Source organism: Streptococcus jiangjianxini, from assembly GCF_040225085.1.
Taxonomy (GTDB): domain Bacteria; phylum Bacillota; class Bacilli; order Lactobacillales; family Streptococcaceae; genus Streptococcus; species Streptococcus jiangjianxini.
The window spans coordinates 103243-129784 of sequence record NZ_JBEHGL010000001.1 but is presented as its reverse complement, the minus strand read 5'-3'; the positions used below and the strand labels follow the sequence as shown (position 1 = coordinate 129784).

Genomic DNA, 26542 nt, shown 5'->3' with positions numbered 1-26542 from the left:
TCTGCTATAATGAAAAATGTAAGGGCTAACATAATCAGGAGTGAAAGGAGGACGAATGCTTTCTAAAAAAGAAATGTCACTAATGGATTTTTTAATGAAGCAAAGGTCTACTTTTGTCTCTAGCGAAGATATTGGTCATCAGCTAGGGATGAGTGACCGCACGGTTAGAAAGTACCTCAGTCAGTTATCAGACACGATTGTTGGCCACGGTGCTAGTATTATCTCTAAGAGAGGTTATGGTTACCAACTAGCTGTTGATGATCAAGCCATGTTTGAGCTTTTTTGGCAAAACCTGTTAGCAGCAAAACGTAACGTAAAAGACGTTTTACAAATTGAGGAGGCAGAAGATCGCAAACACTACATCCTAAATAAACTCTTTTTCGAAGACAAACAGCAGTCCTTAAAAAGTCTCGCTAAAGAATTATTCATTAGTCGTACAACCTTAAATAATGTCCTTTCCCTGATTCGTGAGTCTCTCCTGCCTTATGGTTTAACCTTGCTGACAAATAAACAGATGATCACTGTACTGGGGTCTGAAGCAGATATGAGGCGCTTCATTATGGATTATTTCTTTGTCAATAGTTTTGATGAGTCCATGTCTGCCATGGTAGAGCACTATTTTGTGTCGACTATCAATTTTCCAGAATTGACCATTTTTGTCATAGATGAATGTCGCAATGCTAACTTGAAATTATCTGATTTTATTATTCAGAATTTAGTGCTACACATTGCGCTAATGCTTCAACGAATACGGCTGGGCTATCCGTTAAAAAGTTTTAATAGTGCTGATGTCATCGAATCTTCTGAAGAATACCGCGTTGCTAAGAGGATCTTAAAGCGAGTCGAAGAAGCTTATGGTATCAGCTTTCCTAAGGAAGAAGCAAATTATATCGCCCTTCATTTGACGGTGAAGAATTCATCAGTCAACCCTGCTACAACTGGATTTTCGACAGGTTTAATTGAGTATCATCTGAAAGAAAAATTTGTAGAAGCAAGCCAGCTCATTGCCGTTCCTTTTTATTTGGACAATGATCTCCTTAATGGCTTAACTGCCCACATGACACCGCTTCTAAGCCGCTTGAAAAACAAGATTCAAATGACGAATCCTTTGACAGAACAACTAAAACAGGATTATCCGGCGGTTTTCGAGATGACTAAGCACGTTTTTAAAGATATGCCGGAATTATCCCCCTATCAGGTCACTGACGATGAGTGGGCTTATATAACCCTTCATCTGATGGCAGCTATCGAGCGTTATTCCAACAAAAATAAATTAAATGTTCTAGTGGTCTGTGCGACAGGATACGGTAGTGCCTTGATGCTAAAAAATCGTTTAGAAAAAGAATTCGGCGGTAGCTTGCAGATTGTGGATGCGATTAGTTACTATGAGTTATCTGAAAAAAGACTTCAGTCCATTGATTTGATTATCTCATCCATTAGCCTTTCCAATCTGATGTTTTTAACGCCCGTCATAAATGTTAGCGTTTTCTTAAACAACGAAGACATTGCGAGGATAAGAAGTTATTTATCAGAAGAAGCCTCTCTAAGCTATAACAGTAGAGAACAGAAGAAGCTAAGCGATGAAAAAGCTTGTCAGATTGCCGATGAGATGTTTGTTTCAAAACGCTTTTTCTATTTTGAGCAAGAACTCTCCAAAGCTGAAGTTCTCGAGACAATGGTCAACAGTTTAGAAGAATCAAGGGATGACCAATTCGTTGAGCAATTTTTAAAACAAATGGAATTACGTGAAAGCTATAGCCCCATTGTTTATGGTAATACGCTAGCTTTTCCGCATCCGTCATCAGCCATGTCTTTGTCTGAACAAGTGGTTGTTGGTATTTTTAAACAACCCCTTCAGTGGAATGAAGAGCATTACGTTAGCTTTATTTTTCTGCTGTCACCATCAAAAGGAAGCAATCCCTATTTAAAACATTTGTCACCTAGTTTGGTTGACTTTGTCGAGCAGACAGACCTTCAAGAACAACTCTTAGCTAGTCCAACAGTCAATAATGTCAAAAAAATATTTATCCCTTTAATAGGGAAACATTAGGAGGAATTTTTATGAAATCAATTATGTTAGTTTGTAACGCTGGTATGTCAACAAGTATGCTAGTTACTAAAATGCAAAAAGCCGCAGAAGATAAAGGTGTAGATGTTAAAATCTGGGCCGTTCCTGTGTCAGAAGCTGCTAATGAGGTGGCCGATAATGCTATTGATGTTCTACTCTTAGGCCCACAGGTCAAATTCTTGGTTAAAGAGTTTAAGGAAAAGTATGAACCAGAAATCAAAGTAGATAGCATTAACATGGTCGACTACGGGACAATGAATGGCGCAAATGTGTTGGAGACAGCGCTTAAAATGATGGAGGGCTGAGTATGGCTGAACCTACAAATTTAGAAGCGATTATGGGGTTAATCATGTATGGTGGAGAAGCTAAAGGTAAAGCTGTGGAAGCCATTCGTGAGGCAAAATTAGGAAATATTGCCCAAGCAAGAACGCGAATTGATGATGCTTACAACTCCTTAAATGTTGCACATAATTCTCAGACCGAGCTATTATCGCAAGAAGCTGCCGGACAGTCAGTGGAATTATCGCTTTTAATGGTTCATGGTCAAGATCACTTAATGACAGCTTTAACCTTTATTGATATGGCAAAAGAAGTGATTGATGTTTACGAAAAATTAGCAGAGTTGAGTTAGTTTTATGGAAATAACCAAAACAGCAGATGTATCGATAACAGCTTTATTTCAGGTTGTCACTGACTCCTTAAAGAAAGATTATCACGACAATACGCTCAAAAAACTAGCAGACGAAGCTATTGTTACTGGATTGAATTACATCAAAACATTTGGGTCATCTCAGCAACACCAAATCAAAGTGGTGGTTGAAAGCTTTGACGCCCCAAATCAATATGTCGTAAGTTTTCATTCCAATCGAGGGAAACAGACCATTTCTTATCATTTTAAAGAGCTAGAGGCGAACAAGACACTCATTACTTATGTTCAAGACTTGCAAGCTAGTGATATCTTTCAAAAAGGGAATCGTTTTCTTATGAATACTGTATTCAAAAAAAGCATTGAAAAGCAAACGCAAGCACAACTAGATGCTCTAATAATGCACGCTAAGGCTCTGGACACATCAGAAAAGGAAAGACAATCATGACAAATCAGATATCGCATATTCCTAAAGACTTTCTCTGGGGATCAGCGTCGGCAGCCTACCAGGTCGAAGGGGCTTGGGATGCTGATGGCAAGTCACCATCTGTCTGGGATAATTATGTCAAACTCCCAGGAACCACCTTTAAAGGAACGACAGGTGACATTGCAGTAGATCATTATCACCGCTATAAAGAGGATGTTGCCCTGATGGCTGAGATGGGCTTAAAAGCCTATCGTTTCTCGATTGCTTGGACACGTATTTTACCAGAAGGTCGTGGCCCTGTTAATGAGGAAGGCATTCAATTTTATTCAGATTTGATTGATGAATTGCTAAAACATCATATTGAACCCTTGATTACGCTTTATCATTGGGATTTGCCACAGTGCTTAATGGATGAGTATGGTGGTTGGGAGTCGCGTCAGATTATTGATGATTTCAATGAGTACGCTAGTGTTCTCTTTGACCGTTTTGGTGATAGGGTCAAATACTGGATTAGCCTAAATGAACAAAACATTTTTGTTAGCTTGGGTTACCAGTTAGGTGTGCATCCACCAGGTGTTCAAGAGGATAAGCGCATGTACCAAGTGAATCATATTGCTAATTTAGCTAATGCTAAGGTGATTAATACCTTCCATGAGATGATTCCTGATGGAAAGATTGGACCAAGTTTTGCTTACTCTCCAATCTATGCTAAAGATAGTCATCCGATTAATGTTTTAGCTGCTGAAAGAGCTGAGGACATGCAGTCACACTTTTGGATGGACATTTACCTCAAAGGAAGATACCCCAAATTTGCTTTAGATAATCTGGCTAAGCAAGGCATCAGTATCGATATTCAAGAGGGGGATATGGCGCTCATCGCTTCTGCCAAACCAGATTTCTTAGGCATTAACTACTATCAATCAAATACCATGGCTTATAACCCAATCGATGGGGTAGGACGTGGTGAGATGAATACAACAGGTAAAAAAGGAAGCTCAGGTGAATCAGGAGTTCCTGGTTTGTATAAACGTATTGAGAATCCTTTTGTTGAACGAACAAACTGGGATTGGGAAATTGATCCGATGGGGCTTCAAATTGCTATCCAACGCATCAGCAGTCGTTACGATGTTCCTGTCCTAATCACGGAAAATGGTCTTGGAGAATACGATCAGCTTACAGAAGATGGTCACATCCATGATGACTATCGTATTGACTATCTCAGTCAGCATGTAACAGCTATTAATAATGCTATTCAAGATGGTGCAAGCGTTCTTGGCTACTGTACTTGGTCCTTTACTGATTTACTATCATGGCTCAATGGCTATCAAAAACGTTATGGGTTTGTTTATGTTGATAAACATGAGGTTGAAGAAGGAACCCTTGAAAGAAAGCCCAAGGATAGTTTTTACTGGTATCAAGAGTTGATTAAGAAACATCAAGATTGCTAAAAATAATTAAAGTTTAGGAGAAACACTATGTCAAATTTTTCTGATAAATTTATGGAAATATCTGGGAAAATAGGCTCTCAACGTCATCTTGTTGCGATCCGTGATTCCTTTATTTCAATGATGCCAATTACTATGGCGGGTTCTGTTGCGGTTTTGCTCAACGTTTTTCTAAGAGATATTCCAACCAATCTAGGTTGGGAGAGCTTTACGGCAGCTATGCAACCTATTATTGATATCAATGGTTATGTTTACTTTGGTACCATCAGTATCATGGCCCTATTCTTTGCTTTCGCCTTTGGTTACAACTTGTCAGTCATGCACAAGGTTAACCCTCTGGCTGGTGGTTTGATTTCGTTTGCGTCTTTTGTAGCTACTATTCCTCAAAGTATTACAGTATCAACGGCTCTTGAAAAAGTGAGTCCATCTAACATTGCTCTATTAAAAGAGCTTGGTTTGACAGTAGTAACAGCGGACGGGGCGACAAGTATTGAAGCAAGCCAATGGGGAGCTATCGCTCTTAATTACGCTGGGGCAACAGGGCTCTTCACCGCTCTTGTTATTGGATTTCTTTCCATGTTCGTCTATGCCGCTTTGACCAAGCGTAACATTACCATTAAACTTCCTGACAGTGTCCCACCTGCTGTTAATAAAGCCTTCGCAGCAATTATTCCTGGTACAGCTGCCATCTATGCTTCAGCCATTGTGGCTTATCTTGCTTTTGCAGCAACTGGTTTAGCTTTAGGAGACTTGGTGTCTACCTATGTGCAAAAACCGCTCATGGGCTTATCACAAGGTATTGGTTCAGTTGTTTTCCTATCATTCTTAGTTCAATTATTCTGGTTCTTCGGTCTTCATGGGCACAATGTGTTAGCACCTGTAATGGATGGTATTTATGGTGTCGCTCTAAATGAAAATACGGCTGTTTATGAAGCGACACGAAAAGTTTCAGAATTGCCATGGGATTGGACACGTGGATCATTTGACGCCTATGGACAAATGGGTGGTTCAGGTATTACCCTAGCTTTGATTATTGCCATCTTTATCTTTTCAAAACGTGAAGAGCATAAAACCATCGCTAAATTGTCTGCGCCAATGGGTGTTTTCAATATTAACGAACCAATTATCTTTGGTATGCCAATTGTGCTTAACCCAAGTTTTGTGATTCCTTGGTTGATTGTACCACCAGTATGTAATGCCATAGCTTATATTGCGACAACTACAGGATTGATTCCGCCAGTATTTTTAGCCGTTCCTTGGATTACACCTGCTGGACTTTATGCTTATCTGGCTACGGGTGGTAGCTTTATGGCTGGCTTGGTCTCTCTCTTTAACTTGTTTGTGGCCTTCCTCATTTGGACACCATTTGTGATTTCTGCCAATAAGATTAAACCAGGAGAATAGCAATGGAAAAAAATGGCCCATCCTTTTTGATCGCTTTTGGATTTTTTATCATCGCGGTTAGCCCTACCTTTGGAAATCAATATTATAATCTGATCACGGGCTTTCTATTCGTCTTTTTAGGCTTCTATTGGATGAAGAAGCGTCGAAACAAGAGAAACCAAAGGAAATAAGATTAGATTTTTAGATTAAAACGGTCTTTACTTGACTTTAGGAGTGACGATAAACGCTATCAAAAGCTTGTCGTCACTTTTTGTTGTTTGGATAACAAGCTGGTAGGCGTCTCCTTTCCAGTGCTTATTGTGATTGATTCTCTAAAGACAGATAGGAATGAGCTAGTCCTTTGTTTTCTAGTTAGTTGATGCCTTTTACCATCAAGGACAGTACCAAACAATGCGGTCGACGTTGCCATAGCTGTAAAGTTCAGTCGTTAAAGAGAGCACTGTTGGGAAATTTTCGTTTCACCTGCTTTTTATCGACGCGTGTCCAGCAAACTGGTCCTATCGTTTAGGTAACTAAACCTTGCTTTCAAGACAGGTCAAAGCAGGTCCTCTTAAAGGTGTAGCTTATTTGCTGTCGTATGATTGATGACTTGAAAGGATAATAGCGACTTAGAAAAGTAGCTTGCCCTGTCTTTTTAAAGTTTTCCTGTTTCAAAAATTTGCAAACGTTTACGAAAAAGATTACAATAATGATAACACTGAAAAAGGAGATTTATATGGCTTATCAAACGATTTACCCCTACACAAATGAAGTGCTCCATCAATTCGACAATGTTTCAGATGCAGATGTCGAAAAAGCGCTGGAAACAGGTCACCAGCTTTATAAACAATGGCGTCGAGAAGATCGTTTAGAAGATCGCAAAATGCAACTTCACAAGATTGCCGACTTACTCCGCCGCGATCGTGATAAATATGCGGAAGTGATGACTAAGGACATGGGGAAACTCTTCACAGAAGCTCAAGGTGAAGTGGAACTTTGTGCTGATATTGCTGATTACTATGCTGATAAGGCTGATGAGTTTTTGAAACCAGTTCCTCTGGAAACCGATACTGGTGACGCTTATTACCTTAAACAAGCAACTGGAGTTATCTTAGCGGTAGAGCCTTGGAATTTCCCATTCTATCAAATCATGCGCGTATTTGCGCCTAACTTCATTGGTGGTAACCCAATGGTCTTAAAACACGCGTCAAACTGTCCTGCCTCTGCTCAGGCTTTTGAAGATTTGGTTCTTGAAGCTGGTGTGCCAGAAGGAGCATTCAAAAACCTTTTCGTTTCTTATAATCAAGTTAACACTATTATTGCAGATAAGCGTGTTGCTGGTGTCTGCTTAACAGGTTCTGAGCGTGGTGGCGCATCGGTTGCTGAAGCAGCGGGACGCCATCTTAAGAAATCATCACTTGAACTTGGTGGTAATGATGCCTTCATTATCCTTGAAGATGCTGATTTTGACTTATTAAAAGAAACCATTTTCTATGCTCGACTTTATAATGCTGGTCAAGTGTGTACCTCTTCAAAACGTTTCATCGTTGTAGGTGAAGAAAACTATAAGAAATATGTGGACATGGTTGTGGAAACCTTTAAAACAGCTAAATGGGGCGACCCGATGGCAGCTGAGACAACTTTAGCGCCTCTATCTTCAGCTGGTGCTAAAGAGGAGGTCTTGGAACAAATTAAATTAGCTGTTGATAATGGGGCAACTGTTGAATACGGTAATGAAGCCATTGACCATCCTGGTAACTTTGTCATGCCAACGGTCTTGACTAACATTACTAAAGAAAATCCAATTTACAACCAAGAAATTTTTGGTCCAGTAGCTTCTATTTACAAAGTTGATACCGAAGAAGAAGCGATTGAATTGGCTAACGATTCAAGTTACGGTCTTGGTGGTACAGTCTTCTCAAGCAATCAAGAACATGCTGAACGTGTTGCCGCTCAAATCGAAACGGGTATGAGTTTCATCAACTCAGGTTGGGCATCTCTTCCAGAATTGCCATTTGGTGGTGTCAAAAATGCCGGTTACGGACGCGAACTTAGTGAACTAGGCTTTGCAACCTTCTTGAATGAACATTTAGTGTACACACCAAAACGGTAATCATACATAAAAAAGGGCTTCAATGAAGCTCTTTTTTGTGTATGATGGCTCTTTAAAACAACAGGGCATTGACCTTCTTCAATGTTTTGTAAAATTAGTGGGATAGTATCACCATTTCTGAGAAAATCACCTAGTAGAGGCATCCGTGCATCTTATGATAGCAGAACACTTCTGCTCATGAAATGACGACGCGACGGATTATAGGGATTACCGCAACCATAAGCGAATAACATGAAAGGTACTAGTCCTGCAAAGTCTAGTCTCCTCTTTTATAAAAGGCAACAATTGGAAAGAAAGGCTTAATTGTAAAAAAATAAACTCTTAGAAAAGTTGATTTAGTCTCTTTCTAAGAGTTTTCATTAAACGTTTAAGAAAATTGTCCAAAATGAATTCATTCTTAACCCTGAAGGATTCTCACGTGAGAGGTATTGCTACCTTGTCTTAGTCACGTCCTTCAAATACTGGAAGGCTGATGATTTCAATTTTGTAACCATCTGGATCTGTGATGAAGTAAAACATTGGTTTTTGGTCTGGCAGTCCTTTAATATCTGTGATTGAGTAACCAGCTTCTTGATGAGCTTTATGAAGGTTTTCGATATCTTCAACACCAAGGGCAATGTGACCATAGCCATCACCAAGTTCATAAGCAGCGTGGCCATAGTTGTAAGTTAACTCAAGTTCGTATTCATAACCTTCTGCACGTAGGTAAACAATGGTAAATTCTTGATCAGGGAAGTCTAAACGACGATCTTCAGTCAATGACAAAGCGTCTGCGTAGAATTTTAAGGAAGCGTCTAAATCTTTGACGCGAACACAGGTATGTAGTGGTTTCATATCGATCTCCTTTTTTGAAATGCTGACTATTTTTAATTCAATTATTATCTTATCAAAAAGTCTAGTCTTTTACTAACGATAATGTCTACTTTATATCATCTATTAGTTGAAAGTGGAAATGACCATGTGACGCTCTTTGCGTCGACGAGGATGTTTGGGGTCTTGGAGACGATAGCCTAAGGACAGCATACTTGCAATCCCCTCTTTGTCCCTGTCAATCACACCGTGTTCAGCTAAAATAGCATTGACTTTACCATAAGGAAATCCTTCGATCGGACAGGAATCGATGCCCAATAAAGCGGCAGAGGTCATCATATTTCCTAGGGCGATATAGGTTTGTTTAGCGGTCCAATCCCAGAGGCGACGTTCATCGTCTGCGATTTCCATATCTGATTCCTGAAAGATTTGGTACTGCTTTAAGCGGTTTTTTATAGCTTCTGGTTCAGAAATACCACGGCGGACAAGGCTGTCATAGACCGACTCGCTATCGTAGCGGGCCTTTTTCTCAGCGATTAAAAGAATAAAATGACTTGCTGTCTCCAACTGCGATTTGGCACCCCATGAAACGGCTTTGATGGCTTCTTTAACGGCTGCATTTTCCAAAACGACAAAGCGCCAGCCTTCTAAACCGATAGAAGAAGGACTCAACCAAGCAGCGTCTAAAATAGTGTCTAAATCCTCTTGAGGAATTTTTTTGTCTTGATAGACACGCATGGCGACACGTTTTTGATAAGCATCCTGAAGTTGTTGACGAATGTTTTGATTATCCATAATGTCTCCTTTTCTTTGGAGATATGATACCATTTTCTAGTGATGATGACTATGATTTCCCCTTGAAAGTGTGTCTTAAAACGTGTTAAGATAGAGGTATTTAGGATAAGATTCACAGGAGGCATTATGGATCAGCATCAAAAAGCTAGGTCGTATTTATCAGAATCGATTTTGTTTCTCATTTTTAGGGGGATTATTGTCGGACTGTTGGCAGGATTTGTGGTGAGTAGTTTTAGATTACTTATTCAGGTAGTTTATGAAAAGGTTTTGCATTTATACGAACTCGCTCACGAACAAAGTATTTATTTAGCACTTATTTTTGGATTATATGCTCTTATTGCTTTAATTGTAGGAAAATTGCTGCTATCAGAGCCACACATTAAGGGATCCGGTATTCCCCAAGTTGAAGCTGAACTTAAGGGATTCATGCACTTGAATTGGTGGAGCGTGCTCTGGAAAAAATTTGTAGCAGGTTTATTAGCTATTTCAAGTGGTATGCTTCTAGGTCGTGAGGGTCCCAGTATTCAACTGGGTGCTATGGTTGGTAAAGGTGTTGCAACCAAGTTTGGTTTAGCCTCTTTTGGAGAGAAAACCTTGATTGCCAGTGGTTCAGCAGCAGGGATTGCAGCAGCTTTTGGCGCACCGATTGCTGGGCTTCTTTTTGTTGTCGAAGAAGTTTATCATCATTTTTCACGAACAGTTTGGATTACGACGTTAACGGCCAGTCTGACGGCAGATCTTGTCTCTAAACAGTTCTTCGGTATGGCCCCTGTTCTTGATTTTGCTTCCCATTTAGCCCGTTTACCCCTAGAGGCTTATTGGTTGTATCTCATTATGGGGCTTATTTTTGGTTTGTTGGCATTTGGTTACGAAAAAGTGGTCCTAGTTGTTGGAGACTATTACCAGAAACTAGGGAAAATGCTTCATATCCAGCCAGCCTATTTTAGCATCGTTGCACTCATAGCTATCATGCCCTTAAGCTATTTTCTTCCAATCCTTTCTGGAGGTGGTCATGAGGTCATTGTCACCCTTCCTAAACTTAATCTAAGTTTTTGGGTCTTGTTGGTGTGGCTAGTTATTCGCTTTGTTTACTGCATGATTTCTTATGGTAGTGGTGTTCCAGGCGGTATTTTTCTACCCATCTTATCCCTTGGAGCCCTTTCTGGTGCTGCCTTTGGAGCATTAGCTATTCAACTTGGTTTGATTGATAGCAGCATGTTTAGTATTTTTATTATCGCAGGAATGAGTGCCTACTTTGGCGCTGTTTCAAAAGCCCCACTGACCGCTATTGTCTTGGTTTGTGAAATGGTTGGAAATCTCTCGCAACTCATGCCCCTAGCCTTTGTTACCCTTGTCTCATACACCGTTATGGATTTGCTTAAAGGAGCCCCAGTCTATGAAGCCATGTTGGAAAAAATGTTTGCCAACAAGGAAGTCGATGTTTCTGAAAAACTCATGCTCTTGCAGTGGCCAGTATCAGACAAAATTGCTGGTAAACAAGTTCGCGAATTAGAGCTACCGCGACAAATTTTGATTACCAATCAAGTTGTCAATGGAAAGAATGAAGTCGTGTCAGGATCGTCTGTTTTGTATTTAGGGAATACCATCGACATCATCATCCGAGAATCTGACCGTCATTTAGCCGAGAAATATTTACTCTAAGTTAGGAGAATGACACATGAACATAACTATTTTTTGCGGTGCTAATTCAGGGAAAAATCCTATCTATGCTCAAAAAACAAAAGCCTTAGCCACTTGGATGGTAGATAATAAGCATAGCCTTGTCTTTGGTGGCGGTAAGGTCGGTTTGATGGGAATTTTAGCAGATAGTTTGATTGCTGCCGGCTGTGAAACGATTGGCGTCATGCCAACCTTTCTTAAAGAACGTGAAATTGCGCATACAGGCTTATCTCAATTGATTGTGGTTGAAGACATGCCAAGTCGAAAAGCCAAGATGATGTCCTTAGGCCAAGTTTTCATTGCCTTGCCAGGAGGTCCGGGAACCCTTGAAGAAATTTCAGAAGTCATTTCTTGGTCACGGATTGGGCAAAATGATAAACCCTGTCTGTTGTTCAATGTTAATGGTTATTTCGAACCCTTAAAAAAGCAATTCGATCACATGGTTGAGGAAGGCTTTCTCAGTCAAGAAGACCGTGATAAAGTCCTTTTCACAGATGATATAAATGAGATGGAAGCGTTTATTCAAAATTACCAAGCACCTCAAGTGAGGAAATACTAAAAAACAGATAGCATAAGCCGCTGCTAAGTTTGTAGAAAAAGTCTGTTTTGAGCATTTCCCGTCCACTACAATGATAGTTGAGAAAAAAACACTCAGAAAAGGTCTTTTAGTCCCCTTTCTGAGTGTTTTTTTATGGATAAGTTAGTCCCACATCGTCAATATTCTGAAATAACTAACGATTGATCAGCTGTTTTCTGCTATCATGGGTTGTCGGACTAGCCTTCAAAATAAAGTAGTTCTTTTGGCGTTTTGGTGAAGGTTTCAAAACCATTTTTGGTGACATAGCCACAATCTTCAATCCGCACACCGACCTTGCCAGGAATGTAGATACCTGGTTCCACGGAGAAACACATGCCTTCTTGGATTTCCATATCATTGCCTTCCATGATCGATGGGAATTCATGAACGTCCATACCGAGCCCATGCCCAAGACGGTGGTTGAAGTATTCTCCATAACCAGCTTTTTCGATGACACGGCGTGCAGCAGCGTCAACTTCAGCAGCTGTGACCCCTGGCTTGATAAACTCTTGGGCAGTTAATTGAGCCTCTAAGCAGAGGTTATAAATATCTTTTTTGAATTGATCGGGCTGCCCAACAGCGACTGTTCTGGTCATATCACTGGTATAGCCAAGTGTTTCAACCCCTAAATCAAAGAGGAGTAGGGCATCATTTTCGATCTTGTTGACTCCTGGAATACCGTGAGGATTGGCAGCATTATCTCCAGTGAGTACCATGGTCTCAAAACTCATTTTGGAAATACCCTGCTTTTTGAGTTCAAATTCAATCTGGGCGATGATGTCAGTCTCTGTTTTATCAAGTGAAATAGTGTCAAAACCGATTTGTACAGCCTTATCAGCCCAGTCGCCAGCAACCAACATTTTTTGAATCTCATCATCAGATTTAATTAACCGCATGTTTTGGATCAACGGAGTCAAGTTGACAAAGGCACTTGTGAAGACAGCTTCTAAGCCTTTAAATTTGGTAACATTAAGGTTGTCGAATTCCACTGCCACTTTAGCAAAATCGGTTTGTGGCAAAACTGCCTTGATTTTATCCCATGGATTTTCAGCATCTTGATAGCCAACGACTGGAAAGTCGAGAACGCTTTCAGCGCGTGCGGCGTCTAGCGCTGGTAAGAAAAGGAGAGGTTGCTTATCAGCCATCAAAAAGAGGAACATATAGCGTTCATGAGGATCGCTAGCAAATCCTGTTAGGTAATTGATAGTAACAGGATCAGAAACAACAGCTGCTGGCACATCCTGCTTAAGTAAATTCTCTAAAAGTAAATCAATTTTTGTCATGTCATCCCTTCTTTCTGTCTCTTATTTTTTCAGAAATTGCCTTAAAAATCAAGCTTTTACAGTCTTTTTCCTCAGATTCTCAAATAAATAAGAGAAAAAATAGCGTTAGACTTGAAAGTGTTTCCAAATCGTGATAGTATAGACTATGAAAGCGTGATTTTCAGGTAAAAAATACAACGAAAGGAACATTCATATGAATACAGATGATACTATTACCATTTATGATGTTGCCAGAGAAGCTGGTGTATCAATGGCCACCGTTAGTCGTGTTGTCAATGGGAACAAAAATGTGAAAGAAAATACCCGTCAAAAGGTCTTAGAGGTTATCGATCGTTTAGATTACCGTCCTAATGCCGTAGCGCGTGGTCTTGCCAGCAAGAAAACAACAACAGTTGGGGTTGTTATTCCTAATATTTCCAATGCTTACTTTGCTCTTTTGGCTAAGGGGATTGATGATATCGCTGAGATGTACAAATACAACATTGTGCTTGCTTCAAGTGATGAAGATGAAGATAAGGAAGTTAACGTGGTTAACACGCTATTTGCTAAGCAAGTTGACGGGATTATCTTCATGGGGCACCGATTGACTGATAAGATTCGTGCTGAGTTTTCACGTTCACGCACACCAGTAGTTCTTGCGGGAACAATCGATTTAGAGCATCAATTACCAAGTGTTAACATTGACTACGAAAAAGCAGTTGAGGGTGTTGTTTCAGACCTAGCTAAACATCATAAAAAGATTGCATTCGTTTCAGGTCCCCTTCTTGATGACATCAATGGCAAAGTGCGCCTTGCTGGTTATAAAGCTGGTTTACAATCTCATCAGCTTGACTATACAGAAGGTCTTGTTTTTGAAGCTAAATACCGCTATGAAGATGGTTTTGAATTAGCAGAACGTGTGATTAACTCAGGTGCAACAGCTGCCTATGTTGGAGAAGACGAACTTGCGGTTGGTCTTTTAAATGGTCTCTTTGCCGCTGGCAAACGTGTCCCAGAAGATTTCGAAATTATTACAAGTAATGATTCGGAAATTGTGAAATACACACGACCAAACTTGTCATCTATCAACCAGCCAATTTATGATTTAGGTGCGGTTGCCATGCGTATGTTAACTAAAATCATGAACAAAGAAGAATTAGAAGAAAAAGAAATTATTCTTAATCATGGTGTTACCAAGCGTGCCTCTACAAAATAAACAAGTGACATGACTTCTTAGTAGAGTCATGTTTTCTTATTTCTAAAAATAGTGGTAGAATAGACCAAATAATGAAAAGAGAGATAATCTATGACAAATGAAACCCTCATGCAGTATTTTGAATGGTACTTACCAGCAGATGGCCAGCATTGGCAACGCCTCATCGATGACGTTGATACCTTAAAACAACTTGGAGTCAATAAGGTTTGGATGCCACCCGCTTTTAAGGGAACAGGTTTTGAGGATGTTGGTTACGGTGTTTACGATCTCTTTGACTTAGGAGAATTTGACCAAAAAGGAACTGTTCCAACAAAGTATGGGACAAAAGAAGACTATCTTCGAGCGACCAAAGTGCTAAATGAGGCTGGCATTATGCCTATTGCTGATGTGGTTCTTAACCATAAGGCAAATGGCGATGATAAAGAACGGTTTAAGGTTTTGAAAATGAATCAGTCCAATCGTCAAGAACCTATATCAGAGCCATATGATATTGAGGCTTGGACGCATTTCGCCTTTCCTGGCCGGCAAAAACACTACGATGATTTTGAATGGCACTGGTATCACTTCTCAGGAACGGACTATGATGCGCTTCATAATGAAACCGGTCTATATATGGTTATGGGAGATAATAAGGGCTGGGCTGATCAGGACAGTGTTGATGAAGAAAATGGTAATTATGATTACCTCATGTTCAATGACGTCGATTTTAGGCACCCAGAGGTAGTGGCTAATCTACAAAAGTGGGTTGGTTGGTTTCTGAAAACAAGTCAGGTAGGAGGATTTCGATTAGACGCTGTTAAACATATTGATTCCGACTTCATGGCTAATTTTATCCGATATATCCGTGAGCATCACAAAGACAATCTTTATGTTTTTGGAGAGTACTGGAAGGATGACACTGAGGAAAATATCGACTATTTAGAAGATGTCGACTTGCAATTTGACCTGGTGGATGTTGTTTTACACATGAACCTCTACCAAGCCTCCTTAGATGGTCAGGATTTTGATTTAACAAGGATTTTAGAAGGTAGCTTGATGCAAACTAGACCAGATTTTGCGGTCACGTTTGTGGACAATCATGATTCTCAAAGAGGTCAGTCACTGGAGTCGACGGTGGAAGACTGGTTTAAACCCCTTGCTTACAGCTTGATTATGCTGCGCCAGCAAGGAAAACCTTGTCTTTTTTATGGGGATTACTATGGTATCGAGGGCGAGTTTGCCCAGGCTTCTTTCAAAGAAATCATTGACAAATTAGCCTATCTGAGACAAAAGCATGTTTATGGCAATCAAGTGGACTATTTTGATCATCCTAATTGTATCGGGTGGGTCAACCAAGGTGATGAGACCCATCCCGATCCACTAGCAGTTGTCATGTCAAATGGTGATGCTGGTTGGAAGGATATGGAACTTGGTCAGTTACATGCTGGAAAAACCTTTATTGATTACCTAGGTCATTCAGAGGAAGAAGTGGTTATTGATGATCAGGGTTGGGCAACATTTCCAGTTCAAGCTGGATCAGTCTCGGCATGGATTCCAAAAGGGAATAATGCCAGCTCTTAGATTGGTTCAGGTGGAAGAAACCGTTTATGGTGGACATTTTCTTCCGCCTTTTTCATTTTTGGAAAATAAACGTCTTAGAAAGATTGTTTTATTAGCAATCATGTCTGATCTTCTTCATTTTTCCACCGTTTAGAAGTTTTTCCTACAATACGAGTCAGTCCTTGGACTGATTTTTTGTTTTGTTAATGAAAATGTCCTCAGTTTGCGTTATAATAGGCCATATGAAAGTATTACTGTATTTAGAAGCGCCAGAGCAATTGAGTAAATCAGGCATTGGTCGGGCTATCAAACATCAAAAAAAAGCTTTAGAGCTAGCAGGGATTGATTATACGACAGATCCAAATGATGACTATGATCTCGTCCATATCAATACTTACGGCCCTAAAAGTTGGAATCTTTTAAGGAAATCTCAAAAAGCGGGTAAACGTGTGATTATGCACGCGCATTCAACAAAGGAAGATTTTGAAAATTCGTTTATTGGGTCAAATATAGTTGCACCCCTTTTTAAAAAGCATCTTATGCGCTTTTACCAAGCAGCGGATTATTTGATTACCCCAACAGCCTATTCTAAACAATTGATCCAATCCTACGGTATTACGACACCCATTTCAGCTATTTCCAATGGCATTGATTTGACACGTTATCAACAAAGTCATAGCAAGGAAGCTATTTTTAGGGCGCATTTTAACCTTAAAAAAGGCGATAAAGTTGTCATTTCTGCTGGTCTCTTTTTTGAGCGTAAAGGAATTGATGACTTTGTTAAAGTCGCAAAACTCATGCCTCACGTCACCTTTATCTGGTTTGGTCACATTAACCATTATGTGATTCCAAGTCATATTAGACAGATTGTCGAAGGTGATCATCCAGACAATGTTATTTTCCCAGGCTATATTAAGGGAGATATCTATGAAGGTGCCATGACAGGAGCTAATGCCTTTTTCTTCCCAAGTCGTGAAGAAACCGAAGGGATCGTTGTTTTAGAAGCTCTAGCTAGCCGTCAACATCTCGTTTTACGCGACATTCCTGTTTATGAAGGCTGGATTGATGAGCATTCTGCCTATTTAGCTAAAAATGTTGTTGGTTTTGTCTACGCTTTAGAAAAAGTTCTGGCTGGTAAAGAAGATAAAGTTGAGGCTGGTTACCAGGTTGCCGCAAGTAAGGATATCAAGTTGGTTGCAGAGCAATTAGCAGCCGTCTACCAAAAAGTATTGGAGCTCTAAAATGAGAGTTGGATTATTCACGGATACCTACTTCCCACAAATTTCGGGGGTAGCAACGAGTATCAAAACCTTAAAAACAGAGTTGGAAAAATTAGGGCATGAGGTTTTTATTTTTACAGCAGCGGAAAAAAATATCCGTGTTGATGACGACCCCACCATCATTCGCTTACCAAGTGTTCCGTTTGTAGCTTTTAGTGAGAGACGTGTCGTTTATTCTGGCTTGTCGTCAGCCTACAAGATTGCCAAGGACCATCATCTCGATATTATCCATACCCAAACGGAGTTTAGCGTCGGCATTTTTGGTTGGATGATTGGGAAAGAATTGGGAATTCCTGTTGTACACACCTATCACACACATTACGAAGACTATGTGCATTACATTGCCAAAGGACGATTGATTAGACCAGGTATGGTCAAGTATTTTGTGCGCAATTTTTTGAAAGATTGTGATGGTGTCATTTGCCCAAGTCGTATTGTCTTGAACATCTTGGACTCTTATAAGGTCAAAATTCCTAAAAGGATTATCCCGACTGGAATAGAGTTGGAGCAGTACAAGCGCCCTGAGATTCAAGAAGCTGATACTTTAGCTTTGCGGCAAGAATTAGGGATTGCTAGTGATGATACCATGCTATTAAGTTTATCTCGTATTTCCTATGAAAAAAATATTCAAGCTGTTTTGCGCGCTCTTCCCGAGGTTATTTCAGAAAATCCCAAGGTCAAATGTGTGGTGGTTGGTAGTGGTCCTTATCTAGATGATTTAAAAGACTTAGTGGTTGCATTGGGCTTGGATGACCATGTCATTTTTACAGGGATGGTAGCTCAGGAGATGACAGCTTATTACTATAAAGCAGCCGATTTTCTCGTATCTGCTTCAACCAGTGAAACACAAGGATTGACCTATACTGAGAGTTTGGTTAGTGGGACACCGATTATTGCACATAGTAATTCTTATTTAGAAGATTTGTTGGATTGTCCTATGTTTGGTTATCTTTATGATGATAGTGAGGATATTGCTCGAGCTATTTTAAATGCTATCGCTGATACGCCGAGAATGACTGAAGAATGTTTAACTCACAAGCTTTATGAGATATCATCGGAGCGCTTTGCCTTGTCGGTTTATGAACTCTACATTGATGCCATTATTTCGAAAGAGTATCAAGTGAGTACAAGTCCTTTTGCTTTGGATGGTAAGAAAAAATACACCCATATTAAATTAATGAGAAACACCTTTGGAGTGCCTTCGACCCTTGTCCGAACAACAGCTCAAACCTCTGTTAGAGTTTTAAAAACGCCAAAATTATTAGTTGATCGGATTAGAACGATTTCGCTACGTGATAGAGAGTCAGACGACTAAACAATAATCCAACATTTAACTTGACAATCTGTTGAATTATGATATTCTAAACCATAGAAGACACGTCTGTCAGTCGCTATTTTTGAGAGAGTATCCGGTTGGTGTGAGGATATAGATGGCCTGATGAGATACTACTTCTCATGATTTTATGCAAACATAAAAGGGTGGTTCCCTTATCGCCGATAGAGTTCTAGGGTCTTTTTGTCGTCCTAGATAAACTAAGGTGGAACCACGTTACGACGTCCTTTTGAGGGCGTCGTATTTTCTTTTCTCAAACATCTTTTTTAAGCAGTTTGATACTCAGTTAATTTCAAAAAATAACTTTTTTTGATCTTTTCTTAAGTAGTGCAGACGGAAGCAACCTCCTTCGGAGTTTCATTCCTAATTTTTGAGCCTAGGTCTCAAAAATTCTGTTATTAGTGACAGCAACACTATCACTAATAATATCACTACGGCGAAAATATCCTTTCAAGCTCACTTCGTTCGCTCTAAATTGCGGAATCTTATTTTGCTATGTGATACATTGTGTTATTTTTTGATTTTGGATGAGTATGAGTCCTTCTTGAAAGTAGAAGAAGATAAAATCAGAAGTGGTGTCTGGGACATTTGTCTAATAATTTAGCAAGACTAAAGCTCTTGTTTACTAAACGAAACAAAAGGAGATTCTTATGATTAAGATTACTTTTCCAGATGGTGCCATTCGTGAGTATGAATCTGGTGTATCGACAGTTGATATTGCTGAATCTATCAGTAAATCCTTAGCTAAAAAAGCCTTGGCTGGTAAATTCAATGGTCAATTATTGGATACCGTTCGTCCGATTACAGAGGATGGCTCACTTGAAATTGTCACCCCAGACCATGAAGATGCCTATGATGTCCTCCGTCACTCAGCAGCTCACTTGTTTGCCCAAGCAGCGAAGCGTCTTTTCCCTAAGCTCCACCTAGGTGTTGGTCCAGCTATTCAAGACGGTTTCTACTATGATACTGATAATGCTGAAGGACAAATCTCTAATGAAGACCTTCCTCGTATCGAAGAAGAAATGAAAAAAATAGTTCGTGAAAATTACCCATGTATTCGTGAAGAAATTTCAAAAGAAGCGGCACTTGAACTGTTTAAAGATGATCCTTATAAGGTTGAATTGATTAGCGAACATGCTGACGATGCTACTGGTTTGACCATCTACCGTCAGGGGGAATTCGTTGACCTTTGCCGTGGTCCTCACGTTCCTTCAACAGGTCATATCAAAGTGTTCCAATTGCTTAATGTAGCTGGAGCATACTGGCGTGGCAATTCTGATAATGCCATGATGCAACGTGTTTACGGAACAGCTTGGTTTGACAAAAAAGACCTCAAGAACTATCTAAAAATGCGTGAAGAAGCCAAAGAACGTGATCATCGTAAACTTGGTAAAGAACTAGATCTCTTTATGATTTCACAAGAAGTTGGGCAAGGTTTCCCATTCTGGTTACCAGATGGTGCGACAATCCGTCGTACGTTGGAGCGCTATATCACTGATAAAGAGCTAGCCTCAGGCTACCAACACGTTTATACTCCGCCCCTTGCTTCAGTAGAATTGTACAAAACTTCTGGTCACTGGGACCACTATCAAGAAGACATGTTCCCAACGATGGACATGGGAGACGGTGAAGAAATCGTTCTTCGTCCAATGAACTGCCCCCACCACATTCAAGTTTATAAAAATCATGTGCGTTCTTACCGTGAATTACCAGTACGTATTGCCGAACTTGGCATGATGCACCGTTACGAAAAATCAGGAGCCCTTACTGGACTTCAGCGTGTGCGTGAAATGACTTTGAATGACGGCCATATCTTTGTAACTCCAGAGCAAATTCAAGAAGAATTCCAAAAAGCCCTTCAATTGATTATTGATGTCTATGAGGATTTCAACCTAACTGACTATCGTTTCCGCTTGTCATATCGTGATCCTGAAGACAAGGAAAAATACTATGACAATGATGACATGTGGGAAAATGCACAAAGTATGCTTAAAGCAGCGCTTGATGAAATGGAATTGGAGTACTTCGAGGCAGAAGGTGAAGCAGCCTTCTACGGTCCAAAACTTGATATTCAGGTAAAAACAGCCCTCGGTAATGAAGAGACCCTGTCAACTATCCAACTTGACTTCCTTCTTCCTGAACGCTTTAATCTTTCCTACATCGGTGCTGATGGGGAAGAACACCGTCCAGTCATGATTCACCGTGGTATCATTTCAACGATGGAACGCTTTACGGCTATTTTGATCGAAACCTATAAAGGCGCCTTCCCAACATGGCTTGCCCCACATCAAGTGACCGTTATTCCAATCTCAAATGAAGCGCATGTAGACTACGCTTGGGAAGTGGCTAAGAAACTTCGAGACCTCGGTATTCGTGCAGATGTTGATGAGCGTAACGAAAAAATGCAATACAAGATTCGTCAAAGTCAAACGAGCAAAATCCCTTATCAATTAATTGTTGGGGACAAAGAGATGGCAGATAAGTCAGTGAACGTGCGTCGCTACGGTAAGAAAGCAACCGAAACGGTATCTGTTGAAAACTTTATCGAAGCTATCCAGGCAGATATTGCTCGCAAATCAAGACCAGCTGAAGAAGCAGCGCAAAAATAGGTATCAGGCATAATGATAAGGACTTAGCTCTTAGAGCTAAGTCCTTTATTTATGTGTCTTTAAGCCCAGTCTCGCTCCGAGAGGTGCGAGACAAATAAACCACCCGTTAGACGGGCGGTCATGATTTTTTAGAAGGATTGATGGGATGTAGACGTAGGAAATATTATCTAATACTCAATGAGATGCAAAAACAGACTAGGCGACGTCGATGTAGATAGAACTGAAGTTCATCAAATCAAGTCAACAACACCTGCTTTTGATTTTCGAAGAGTATATAGGTCAACTATGGTAAATTCCCCTCAATATCAATAGTTTTGATAATGTTTAAGCCACTTGATTAGACAGTTTGGGTCTAGGTGAGAAGCGACTAGTCTTATAAGGATATCTGGTTTCTAAAATGGAATGCTTGAAATGACTGGAAGCGTTTGTGAGTTGATTGGAAAGCTTATCACTGTGCTATTGGCTTATTTTTGCTAGAATAGACCTATGACAATGATAATTACAAAGGAAGAATTGAGGCAACAAGGCTGGTCTGATGGCTTGTTAAGCATTTTTAATGAGACGATAGCAGCAGGAATAGATGTGACAGTTGGAGAGCCTTTTTTTAATTGTTTCTGGGCAAAAAGCCAATTGTTCATGTCTCCCAAGGAGCGGTTAGAAGCTTTCTTGAATGTAATCGGGATGCCAAGCGATTTGGTTGGAAGAGCTAGAGAAAATAAGCAGCTAGTTCAAAAAATAAGTTTGGATTTAGCACCGGATGATCCTTTTTGGTATGATTTTGCTGCTTTGGTTGCGAAAGCATTTCCAGAAAGTAGCTTAGCTCAGGCAGGAGATCTGGAAAGACGCTTGCACCAGTTTCGTTATATTATCTCTAGTCATCAGGCCCAGTTTGTTCGAGAACATTTTAAAAAAAAGGGCATGACTGATCGAGATGCACTAGCGCTTTATTTAAAAGATAAGAAACGGGAAACCTTGTTTTGTAAGGGCGATTATAGCCTTAGAGAGTCTTCACGGCTCCATAATAAAATAGCCATTCAAAAAGGTCAGATCACCTACCCTGATCAAGAGCGCTCTGCTAATATCAAGGTTCTGATGGGCTTTCATACTGAATTTATCCTTGATAGCAAGGGACGTTTTTTAAATGAGAATGATGCGGAAGTAGTGACTGAAAATGGTATTGTCAATGGGGCTAGCTTTAATTATGGAACAAAGGGAAAGAGACACTGGCAATTAGATGTCGATCCTGTCCGACGGCATGATCCTATGTTTCGTAAGCAGGTTACGCGAGGCTTTCGAGCACCGAATCGCCGGCGTCATTGGATAATCAAGGTAAAAAAAGACTATGACCGAAGCTATTTTAATGCTAAGGGGAAGTACAGTGTTGATCAACTAAGTCGTCAACAGTTGGTTTCCAAGGAAGTGAGACGTTTTAAAAAGGAAATTAGACAAGCCTAAAACAACTGAAGACGGCACGTGCTAGTGAATATGGCTTTGTAAGTCTGCTGTGGTACTAAGTCTTATACTCAATAAAAATCAAACTTAGTATTTGTGCTATTTTCGTAGGTGGTTCAGACATAAACTACAGATTTTTTATTACTGTCTATTTCATTCACTAAAACAGCATCTTATTTGACTCACTTAGCCTGCTCCATTTTATAGCAAAAAGACATCGTTATAGACAAAGTAGTTGTTTTTGAAATGAAATAAGTCTTGCTTTGTTCATAACGGTGATTTTTAAAATGTTATCAAGCCGTGATGTCGCTGCAAGGCGGTCTAGCTATGACAACGCGACTGGTAACTTTAGTAGAAAGATGAGGAGAAATCATGCATACCATTTATGTGGCTGATGACGAAAGATCAATCCGCGATTTAATCAAGATGGTTTTACAAAAGGAGGATATGATTGTCAAAACCTTTGAAACAGGTGATCAGCTATTACTTGCTTTTATGGAAAAGCAAGCTGACCTTGTTATTTTAGATGTGATGATGCCAGGTAGTGATGGCTTTAGTATCGCTAGAAAGATTAGGCAAGTCTCCCAAGTACCCCTCTTTTTATTGACAGCGCTAGATTCTGATCAAGATTATATTGATGGTTTCAATACTGGAATAGATGATTATCTTACCAAACCCTTTTCGCCTGTCAAGTTAGCCCTTAAGGTCAAAGCGATCTTGGCTAGACAACCTTCTGCAGCAATGGTTAACAAACTGAGTTTTGAATCATTAAGCCTGTTGAGCGCTCCTCCTCAGTTAATGATCGATGGGCACACCATTGGCTTAACCAATACAGAATACAAAGTTATGAAACTGCTGTTAACAGCGCCGAATTATTCTGTTTCAAGAGAGCAGTTGTTAGATGAGGTTTGGGGACTAGACAGCGATGTGGAGACACGAGTGACAGATGATACAATGAAACGATTACGAAAAAAAATAAGGCAGGTAGATAGTCATGTCATTATTGAAACGGTTTGGGGATATGGCTTCAAATTATCTAAAAAAGAGACTTCCTAAAGCACCGAGCTTAAAGCTTATTCTGTTAAGGCAACCTTTGTTAGTCATTGCTGGAACATTCTTACTCTTATTTTTGGGATTTAATCTGGCTGTGACGCGATTGGTGAATATCCAGACTCGCTCAGCAATTCAGTCACAATTCAATCGCTTAGATGTTCTCTACCGATCAGAAAAAGTAAAGCTAGAAACAGAAGCACTAGTTGGAACATCCTATCTTATTTTAGATCAGCAGTTTAAACCAGTCTACGTCTCTGAAAGCTTATCTCACCAGGAAGATGAAGAGTTGATTGAAGCCCTCTCAGCTTATGCCGAACGTAGGCAGCACTTTTGGACAATTGACCGAGACGATGATGAGACAGATGATAAACCAGTTGTTTTAGACCGTCAAGCGCAGAATCATCTTAATAAACGTTCAGGCTTGGTGAGAGTTGACGACGAGAGCTATAGGATTAGGTTACAAAAGTATTTTGGTAAACTAGCAGGCGACCACATCAACAGAACACAACGGTATCGAGCACAGACTTACTATGTCATCGCTTTTGCCAATGTTACTCCCATTCAAGATTGGCTGATCGGCGTAAACATGGTTTTAGGTGTTTTGTTACTGCTTAGTGCCTTGATGCTATTAGCCTTCATTTGGTCTATTGCTAGGAAAACGCAAAAAGATTTTCAGAAGGTAAGCTACTATTTAACGGCTATTGGTGAGAGGAAAGAAGAGCGCGAAGAACCTATGCTGCGCTATAAAGAATTTCAAGCATTGGGACAGGCTGCGACTCACATGGATGACTTGATTAGTCGCCATCAAGAAAGTCAAAAAATCTTTTTCCAAAATGCTTCCCATGAATTACGCACTCCTCTAACGTCTATTAAAGGTTATGCCGAAGGACTAAAAGCAGGTCTTATCACAGATAGTTCATCAGCGGCAGACACGATTTATCAGGAAAGTCAAAAAATGTCTCACTTAATTGATGATATTTTGACCCTATCTCGTTTAGAAGTTCAAGGTGATAACTTGATGCTGGAGCGTTTTGCCATTAAGGACTTCCTTTATGATCTTTCTTGGCGTTTTGAACATCAGATAAAATCAGCTAATCTAAGCTTGTTACATGACTTTCCAGCAGAACATGGTGATATTATTGCTGATGAAGACTTGCTAGATAGAGCTCTTTCAACGATTATTAGTAATTCTATTCGTTATGCTAAAAGAACCATTAGCATTAGTTATGAGTTATCTTCTCATCATCTAAAGATTAGTATCGCTAATGATGGACCGCCCATTATTCAGAAAGACCTTCCTTACATTTTTGATCGCTTTTATAAGGGGGAATCCGGCCATTTTGGTATTGGTCTGGCCATAGCTAAAGAGATTGTGAGTCAGCACGGAGGTGACATTAAAGTTTTGTCGACTCAGCAAGAAACACGATTTACAATCTACTTGCCACAGTAAAAAGTCTTTGCCACTATTTTGCCACAATTTTACCTCAAAATTTCCCAGCATTTTAAGACTATCTCTTGTATACTTAGAGTATCATAACAAGAAAAGAGGAATGTTTATGAAAACATTAATTCGTTTTATAGTTACCTTATTAGTTATTTTAGGATTGGGAGCCGGTGGCTATTTTGTTTACCAGCAATCACAATTTAAGGTTTCAGAGTCAACAGCTAAGCAAACAGCAATGAAAGATGCTAATCTAACAGCAAAAGATGTCACAAGAACTAAGATTGATAAAAGTGTTGATGATGGTTTAGCAGTCTATGAAATTGATTTAACGACCATCGATGGTGAGTACGAATACACAATTGATGGAAAGACTGGCGATATTATCACACGGGATACCGATTTGTCAGAAACAAGGCAGTCTTCGTCCAAAGATTTGCAAAAACCAAAAGACCATTCCGATAGCTCGTCAACACCAAAAGCCTCAACTTCTACCTCATCTGCTAAAATAAGTGCTGCTGATGCGATACAAATAGCCTTAAAAGATGCCGGACTAACAGAAGATCAAATTATTAATTTAGAAGCCGAAGAAGACACAAAGAACGGTCATTTGTACTATGAGATTGAATTTGATAACCCAGCTACCAATGAAGAGCACAACTACGACATTGACACACAATCAGGAAAGATTGTCCACAAAACCAAAGAACCGTTAGACAATCACTAATACTCATTTAAAATCAAAAATGGCAGCAACCCAGTCTCTGTATACCATCGATTTTAATTGGGAAGGAATGAGTTGTTTTGTGATAACATTATGATGTCGCCATTTCTGAATTTTGTTAAATATAAGCAGCTATTGAAGCATCCTAAGAGAAGCAGGAAGAAAAATACCTGACTTCTCTTTTTTCTATTTGTGTTAGGTCTAGTCTAGCGCTACCCATCCGACGCACGATAAAGAGGGCGGACAGCTATGGAGGTAATGACTTGATGAGACAGTTATTAAGTTTTTAACTCCTAATGAGCTTTGTTTTATCGTCTGTATTCAAGCGTATGGGACAAAAACGACAACATCAATAGTCAGATTCAAAACTTTCCCCAGCTTAGTGACATCCGGTATAATCTAATGTTAATAGGATAACAGTTTATCATTATTAATGGAAAAACAACAGAACACCTTGTGTGTGTTAAAAAATGCATGTGCTATTTTTCAGCTACATGCGTCTTTTCGAAGTATGTTCATGTATTTGATAAAGCAAGGTAAGTCGTTCCTTGTTTTCAAGGGCATTACAAGATATTTTCTATCTAAAAGCGGGCAATGTCAACACAAACTGTTTTTTGTAAACGAAGATTTTGTCATGCGATTGACCATACCATTTTTCTGAACTGTTTATGGAAATCCAGTGAAGAAGT

General features: G+C 39.8%; 21 protein-coding genes. 18 read left to right on the top strand and 3 right to left on the bottom strand.

What is annotated here, in order from left to right; translation table 11 throughout:
- Window positions 1-55: 55 nt before the first annotated feature.
- The 7 genes from ABP870_RS00740 (at window position 56) to ABP870_RS00710 (ending at window position 8082) form a co-directional block, all read left to right on the top strand.
- Window positions 56-2050 (top strand): BglG family transcription antiterminator, encoded by a 1995-nt coding sequence (locus ABP870_RS00740; RefSeq protein WP_350013597.1) that lies wholly within the window; start codon window positions 56-58, stop codon window positions 2048-2050.
- Window positions 2051-2061: 11 nt separating this feature from the next.
- Complete coding sequence (locus tag ABP870_RS00735; protein WP_350013596.1) at window positions 2062-2373, top strand: PTS sugar transporter subunit IIB; 312 nt, start codon at window positions 2062-2064, stop codon at window positions 2371-2373.
- A gap of 2 nt (window positions 2374-2375) precedes the next feature.
- Window positions 2376-2699, top strand: coding sequence for a PTS lactose/cellobiose transporter subunit IIA (locus ABP870_RS00730; protein WP_350013595.1), 324 nt, complete (start codon window positions 2376-2378; stop codon window positions 2697-2699).
- A 4-nt stretch (window positions 2700-2703) separates the two neighbouring features.
- Window positions 2704-3162, top strand: a complete 459-nt coding sequence (locus ABP870_RS00725) for a DUF3284 domain-containing protein (protein ID WP_350013594.1) — start codon at window positions 2704-2706, stop codon at window positions 3160-3162.
- Window positions 3159-4589, top strand: a complete 1431-nt coding sequence (locus ABP870_RS00720) for a glycoside hydrolase family 1 protein (protein WP_405054631.1) — start codon at window positions 3159-3161, stop codon at window positions 4587-4589. Before ABP870_RS00725 ends, ABP870_RS00720 begins: the two co-directional genes overlap by 4 nt.
- Before the next feature lie 27 nt (window positions 4590-4616).
- Window positions 4617-5990 carry a PTS sugar transporter subunit IIC gene (locus ABP870_RS00715; RefSeq protein ID WP_350013593.1) on the top strand — a complete coding sequence of 458 codons (1374 nt, stop codon included), beginning with the start codon at window positions 4617-4619 and terminating at the stop codon, window positions 5988-5990.
- 715 nt (window positions 5991-6705) lie between these two features.
- Window positions 6706-8082: an NAD-dependent succinate-semialdehyde dehydrogenase gene (locus ABP870_RS00710; RefSeq protein WP_350013592.1), complete on the top strand. Its 1377-nt coding sequence runs from the start codon at window positions 6706-6708 to the stop codon at window positions 8080-8082.
- A 441-nt stretch (window positions 8083-8523) separates the two neighbouring features.
- Here ABP870_RS00710 and gloA read toward each other — a convergent pair whose 3' ends face one another.
- Both gloA and ABP870_RS00700 read right to left on the bottom strand, forming a co-directional pair.
- On the bottom strand, window positions 8524-8916 hold the full coding sequence (gene gloA, locus ABP870_RS00705) for a lactoylglutathione lyase (RefSeq protein ID WP_350013591.1): 393 nt from the start codon (window positions 8914-8916) through the stop codon (window positions 8524-8526).
- Window positions 8917-9018: 102 nt separating this feature from the next.
- Window positions 9019-9687, bottom strand: coding sequence for an NAD(P)H-dependent oxidoreductase (locus ABP870_RS00700; RefSeq protein ID WP_350013590.1), 669 nt, complete (start codon window positions 9685-9687; stop codon window positions 9019-9021).
- Between the two features lie 126 nt (window positions 9688-9813).
- Here ABP870_RS00700 and ABP870_RS00695 point away from each other — a divergent pair, with 126 nt between their 5' ends.
- Together ABP870_RS00695 and ABP870_RS00690 are read left to right on the top strand one after the other, a co-directional pair.
- On the top strand, window positions 9814-11349 hold the full coding sequence (locus tag ABP870_RS00695) for a ClC family H(+)/Cl(-) exchange transporter (RefSeq protein WP_350013589.1): 1536 nt from the start codon (window positions 9814-9816) through the stop codon (window positions 11347-11349).
- Window positions 11350-11365: 16 nt separating this feature from the next.
- Entirely contained in the window at window positions 11366-11926 is a 561-nt protein-coding gene (locus ABP870_RS00690; protein ID WP_350013588.1) for an LOG family protein, read from the top strand.
- A 215-nt stretch (window positions 11927-12141) separates the two neighbouring features.
- On the opposite strand, the gene ABP870_RS00685 is transcribed toward ABP870_RS00690, so the two are convergent.
- Window positions 12142-13227: a M24 family metallopeptidase gene (locus ABP870_RS00685; protein WP_350013587.1), complete on the bottom strand. Its 1086-nt coding sequence runs from the start codon at window positions 13225-13227 to the stop codon at window positions 12142-12144.
- 193 nt (window positions 13228-13420) lie between these two features.
- On the opposite strand from ABP870_RS00685, the gene ccpA reads away from it, so the two are divergent.
- From ccpA to ABP870_RS00640, 9 genes are all read left to right on the top strand, one after another.
- Window positions 13421-14422, top strand: coding sequence for a catabolite control protein A (gene ccpA / locus ABP870_RS00680; protein WP_062707584.1), 1002 nt, complete (start codon window positions 13421-13423; stop codon window positions 14420-14422).
- Between the two features lie 90 nt (window positions 14423-14512).
- Complete coding sequence (locus ABP870_RS00675) at window positions 14513-15982, top strand: alpha-amylase (protein WP_350013586.1); 1470 nt, start codon at window positions 14513-14515, stop codon at window positions 15980-15982.
- Window positions 15983-16203: 221 nt separating this feature from the next.
- Window positions 16204-17202 carry a glycosyltransferase gene (locus ABP870_RS00670; protein WP_350013585.1) on the top strand — a complete coding sequence of 333 codons (999 nt, stop codon included), beginning with the start codon at window positions 16204-16206 and terminating at the stop codon, window positions 17200-17202.
- A 1-nt stretch (window position 17203) separates the two neighbouring features.
- Window positions 17204-18556, top strand: coding sequence for a glycosyltransferase family 4 protein (locus tag ABP870_RS00665; RefSeq protein ID WP_350013584.1), 1353 nt, complete (start codon window positions 17204-17206; stop codon window positions 18554-18556).
- A gap of 668 nt (window positions 18557-19224) precedes the next feature.
- Complete coding sequence (thrS, locus tag ABP870_RS00660; RefSeq protein ID WP_350013583.1) at window positions 19225-21183, top strand: threonine--tRNA ligase; 1959 nt, start codon at window positions 19225-19227, stop codon at window positions 21181-21183.
- A 486-nt stretch (window positions 21184-21669) separates the two neighbouring features.
- Complete coding sequence (locus tag ABP870_RS00655; protein ID WP_350013582.1) at window positions 21670-22638, top strand: DUF3114 domain-containing protein; 969 nt, start codon at window positions 21670-21672, stop codon at window positions 22636-22638.
- A gap of 369 nt (window positions 22639-23007) precedes the next feature.
- Window positions 23008-23691 carry a response regulator transcription factor gene (locus ABP870_RS00650; RefSeq protein WP_350013581.1) on the top strand — a complete coding sequence of 228 codons (684 nt, stop codon included), beginning with the start codon at window positions 23008-23010 and terminating at the stop codon, window positions 23689-23691.
- A complete protein-coding gene (locus tag ABP870_RS00645; RefSeq protein ID WP_350013580.1) occupies window positions 23630-25138 on the top strand; it encodes a sensor histidine kinase in 1509 nt (502 codons plus the stop codon). The genes ABP870_RS00650 and ABP870_RS00645 overlap by 62 nt, the downstream gene beginning before the upstream one ends.
- Before the next feature lie 106 nt (window positions 25139-25244).
- Window positions 25245-25856, top strand: a complete 612-nt coding sequence (locus ABP870_RS00640) for a PepSY domain-containing protein (protein ID WP_350013579.1) — start codon at window positions 25245-25247, stop codon at window positions 25854-25856.
- Window positions 25857-26542: the final 686 nt, after the last annotated feature.